We start from the raw sequence: 4518 nt of genomic DNA, 5'->3' as shown, positions 1-4518 counted from the left end.
GGCCCAGCACGGCCGGTGCGCCGTAGTCGATCACCGCTGCGGCAACCCACAGCAATTCGCGGATGGGCGTGTGAACGAAGGCGGCGGCCACGATACAAGCGGGGGCGGCGACGAACGCCGGTGCTAGTCGCAGGGTGCCGTGCCGCAACTCGGGGTCGTCGTGCGAGGAAAGGGCGACGAACTTCAGCACGTGGATCAACCGAACCACCAGCAGGGCGATCGCGAAGACGAGCGCGCCCGACGCGAACGCGGCGGGAAGCGCCGCTGCGGCGACGAGCATTGCGGCCATCGCAGCGATAACTACTGCTTGGTGCCACACGTTGGCCGTGTCGAACGTGTTGATGAGCCACGTGTAGCCCACCCAGGCCCACCACACCGCGAGGAGCGCCAGCGCCGCCCGGCCGAAGCCCGTCGGCGACAGATCGTGAAGCATGAGTTGAGTGACCTGTGACATTGCGAAGGTGAACACCAGATCGAAGAACAGTTCGAGGTTGCCCTCAGAGCGTGGGCCCGTGTGCTCATTCGAATTCTCGTCGTCGTTCATGGCATACGAGTAACCGGAGAAACCCGGGTCAATCCGAAGGATCCGCCAGTCGCCGATCGGTCACGTGTTCGGGTTAGTAGCAGGTGCACAACCTCACGCCTCAATCGTTCCTCGGCTAAGACTCCCCTAAGCTCGATTAGCGCCCGGAGGAACCGCTGTCTCGGATTCGGTGAAGCGTTCACGCTGCCTGACGCCGTAGGCCGCCGCCCGGACGGCGCGGTCGTCTTCGAGTCCAGACCCGAGCGCGCCGCCAACGGTGGAGATCGACCCCAGCAGCCACGCCAACGTCAGGTAGTCGGCGATGCCGACCGGATGGCCGACGGTACTGGCGAACAGTTCAGGCGAAAGGATGACGACTGCGGCGCCCAGCAGCAGGGCGAACAGGGCCACATGCAGCACAGTGACGCCGATCGTCAGCGTCACCAAAGTCGCGGTGTTGTACAGCACCGATCGGCCGCGCTCGGTGACCGACTTCGGCCGTTCCCAGAGCTTGTGATCCAGGATCAGCCACGCCACCATCGCCGTAATCGACAGGATCGTCGCCATGCCCATGCGCCAGGGGCCCATCGTGTCAGAGAATAACCAAACCTCCTTGGTGGCCAGCCCGAGCGCGCCGCTGGCGAACGCACCCACCACGACGCGTGACAGCCCAGTTACCAAGCGCCAAGGGCGATTTGCACGCACCATGCCAACTAGCAGGCGCAGTCGTCGCAGACCCCTGGGCGCAAAGTAGCGGATCCCCCCGTCGGTTCGCGCATAAGGGAGCCGCCCGGCGCGCCCCATCGCCAAGCCGGGCACCCCGATCATTTCGCCAATCACCAATGCCACCACTTCGCGCAGCTGGCGCGGCACGAACGATGCGCCGAGCCCCGGAACGGATATGAGCGCGAACCGGTGCTTGGTGCTGATGTCGGCGATGACGGGCAGGGTATCGTCACGACGGGGCAGATCCGTCAGATAGATGACGATGTCGGCGTCATGACGTGAGGGATCGACCGATTCGATGACCTGTGGGAATGGGGCCTGTTCGTCCGGCAGGTACGGCTCAACGCGCACCGAGATGTTGCACCGCAAGGGCGGGTCCACCCGATCCGCTAATTCATTTGGCAGCGAGTCGGCAATTTGTTCGGCGAGCTCGGCCGCAAAACCCGGATCGGCGATCAGCAGCACGGTTGGGCAACCAACCGAAGCTTCCAGCTTTGGCTGTGCGCGACCCTTGGCAAACACGCCGCCGCATACTACGCGCAGTTGGCTGCCGCTGCCGCAACCGAGATTCCGGGGCCAACCGAACGGCTTGCTAGCAGTAAAGATGCTTCTCATATTCGCTGCGGGACTAGGCGCTTCAAGCGTCCTCCCAGATGGCTCTTGACATCGGGCACGTATGTCTACGTTGAGTATTGGCTGACTCCGCGGTGTGCAGATGCATTGTCAAAGGGCAGCGGCAGCGGCTTCGGCGACAGTCTGGTCCTGTTTGCCGCTCCCGCCGCTGACGCCGACGGCGCCTACTATGTGGCCGGCACGCTGTAGCGGGATTCCTCCCGCGAAAATCATGACCCTGCCCCCGTTGGAGGCGTGGATGCCATAGAACTGCCCGCCCGGACCGGCATCGGCCGCCAGCTCCTCGGTCGAGATGTCGAATGCACGGGCGGTGAAGGCTTTGTTTATGGAGATGTCGACGCTGCCGATCCAGGCGCCGTCCATCCGAATGTGCGTCACCAGGTTGCCGCCGACGTCGACGACCGCGATATTCGACGGGGAAGAGATCTCGTCGGCTTTAGCCATGCCCGCGGCAACCACTCGCTGTGCGTCATCGAGAGAAACCGAGGCGTGATTCAGTGGCATTTCGCACCCGATTCGTCAATGAGCTTGTCCTGGAACGTGTTCAACATCGGACTGCGTCCTTTCACATCGACACGAGCTGTGGCTTGAGCACCACCTTGGTCCAACCGTCGTCGCGGGCGTCGAAGTGCTCGTAGGCGCTCGGGGCCTCCGACAACGGAAGTTCGTGAGAGATGATCCATGATGGGTTGGCCTTGCCTTCGTGGATCAGATCACGCAACTGACGGTTGTAGTGCTTGACGTTGGCCTGACCAGTTCCCATCCGTTGGCCTTTAAGCCAGAATTCGCCCATTTCGAAAGTGATCTTGCCCGCTTTTCGTTCTGCGTCCGGCGCGCCTGGATCCTGCGGCAGATACAAACCCACCACGCCGATTCCGCCGGTGAACTTCACTGCCCGCACGAGATCGTTCAGTACCATCGAGGGATCCTCATGGCCCTGGGGGTCATGTGCCTGATAACCGATACAGTCGCAACCACAGTCGGCGCCAGCGCCTTTGGTTTGTTCGAGGATCTGCTCGACAGCGGATCCCTTTGAATCGTCGATCGCGATGACGCCGATTTGTTCGGCCAGCTTGAGCCGGTCGGGATGACGATCGACGATCATCACCTTGGCCGCGCCCTTGATCATCGCTGCATGGGCCGCCATCAACCCGACCGGGCCCGCGCCATAAACCACGATCGCGTCGCCGGGCTCCAGCCCGGCAAGTTCGGTGCAGTGCCAGCCTGTCGGGAAGATGTCCGACAGCATGACGTAGTCGTTTTCCTTTTCCTGCGCGTCGTCGGGCAGCTTCAGGCAATTCGAGTCGCCGAACGGTACCCGCAGATACTCGGCTTGGCCGCCGTTGTACGGGCCCATACCCGCGAACCCGTAGGCCGCCCCGACCATCTCCGGGTCGGGATTGGTGGTCAGACAGAAAGCCGTCAGCCCTTTCTCGCAATTGCGACAAAAGCCGCAACTGATATTGAACGGCAGGCAGACCCGGTCACCTACCTCCACCGAGGTCACGGCGGCTCCTACATCGACGACTTCGCCGAGGTTCTCGTGACCGAGGACCCTGCCAGAGTCCATCGCGGTCCGGCCCTCGTACATGTGCAGGTCGGATCCGCAAATGTTCGTGGTGGTGATCCTGACGAGCACATCGGTGGGTTCTACGATGACCGGGTCCGCAACGTTCTCGACGCGGACCTGCCTGGGCCCTTCGTAAACAACAGCTTTCATGACCTCTCCCAATCTTGTTGACCGAATGCGGGGACTATTACGCAACATCCAGCGCCCAGGCTCCCAGAGCGCAGTTCTGACATCATCGTCCTGCCAGGTCGAGTTCGCGGTGCCTCATTAGCCCCCGCGGGACGCTAGGCAAGCCTGCAAGTGGTCCCTGACCGGCGTACGGTTGGCGGTACCTGGGTGGCCATGGGTCAGCAGTCATCAGCGACCCGTGGTGACGAACGAGGGAGTGACACGAAGTCGACTGGCGCTGACGGCGCCGGCTTTTCAGCGATGGACAGCACGGGCAAGGCCCAGCTGTCTAACATGTACGCCCTTCTGGTCCTCTCATCGCTGATGTTCGATGGCCGCGACCCTAACGACATTCTCGAGCTGGCTGCCGACTCGGCGTCCTCGCTGACCCGATCCACTGCCGACGCCGCCTACCGGCTGATCGCCGGCTCGCTGACGGACAGCCGCGAGCCCGGGCGGCCATTGGCGAACGAGCTCGATACAGCCGTCGCGCAAAACCTCGATGTCGATCGGGAAATTGCGTTGCCCGACGGAATTTGGCGCTACGCACTGACTCTGCGCGCATTGAGAGGCATTACCGGAGTGCTGGTGGTCCGCGCCGCGACTGCGCTATCACCCGACGAGATCTTTTTGCTCAAAGCGCTCGCGCAGCAGACCGCCGCCGCGATGACCGCTGCGGCTCTCATCGAACGAGAGCGCGATCAGCAGCTCAGACTCCGGCACGTGATCGAGGAGCGTGACGAAACGATCGAACACCTGGCTCGGGTGGTGAGCGACCTTGAGCGACACGAGCGGATACACGAGGCGCTTATCGCCCTGTCGGCCGCTGGAGCCGGTGAAGCGGGGATCGCCACTAAGCTGCATGAACTCACCTCGCTGGCAGTCGGCGTCGAGGACG

Annotated in this window: 4 protein-coding genes and 1 pseudogene; 1 reads left to right on the top strand and 4 read right to left on the bottom strand. The window is 62.9% G+C overall.

Annotation, left to right across the window (positions count from 1 at the left end; translation table 11 throughout):
• From VN856_RS28155 to VN856_RS28140, 4 genes are all read right to left on the bottom strand, one after another.
• Window positions 1–544 (bottom strand): low temperature requirement protein A (locus VN856_RS28155; protein WP_325695409.1); only part of this gene is annotated, 544 nt, incomplete at its 3' end.
• Between the two features lie 126 nt (window positions 545–670).
• Window positions 671–1771, bottom strand: a complete 1101-nt coding sequence (locus VN856_RS28150) for a hypothetical protein (RefSeq protein ID WP_325695407.1) — start codon at window positions 1769–1771, stop codon at window positions 671–673.
• 201 nt (window positions 1772–1972) lie between these two features.
• A complete protein-coding gene (locus VN856_RS28145; protein WP_325695405.1) occupies window positions 1973–2386 on the bottom strand; it encodes a heme-binding protein in 414 nt (137 codons plus the stop codon).
• A 61-nt stretch (window positions 2387–2447) separates the two neighbouring features.
• The gene (locus tag VN856_RS28140) at window positions 2448–3602 is read right to left on the bottom strand and encodes a glutathione-independent formaldehyde dehydrogenase (RefSeq protein WP_325695404.1); all 1155 of its coding nucleotides are present in this window, start codon (window positions 3600–3602) and stop codon (window positions 2448–2450) included.
• A gap of 312 nt (window positions 3603–3914) precedes the next feature.
• Between VN856_RS28140 and VN856_RS28135 the strand changes: the two are divergent.
• Window positions 3915–4518, top strand: a pseudogene (locus VN856_RS28135) (hypothetical protein); the annotation flags it as partial.

Source organism: Mycobacterium sp. (genome assembly GCF_035603715.1).
Taxonomy (GTDB): domain Bacteria; phylum Actinomycetota; class Actinomycetes; order Mycobacteriales; family Mycobacteriaceae; genus Mycobacterium.
This window is presented reverse-complemented; position numbering and strand designations above follow the sequence as displayed.

Bases quoted from the DNA above. Each gene is read 5' to 3' on its own strand.
- VN856_RS28145 (WP_325695405.1), bottom strand. From the start codon at position 2,386: ATGCCACTGAATCACGCCTCGGTTTCTCTCGATGACGCACAGCGAGTG.
- VN856_RS28140 (WP_325695404.1), bottom strand. From the start codon at position 3,602: ATGAAAGCTGTTGTTTACGAAGGGCCCAGGCAGGTCCGCGTCGAGAAC.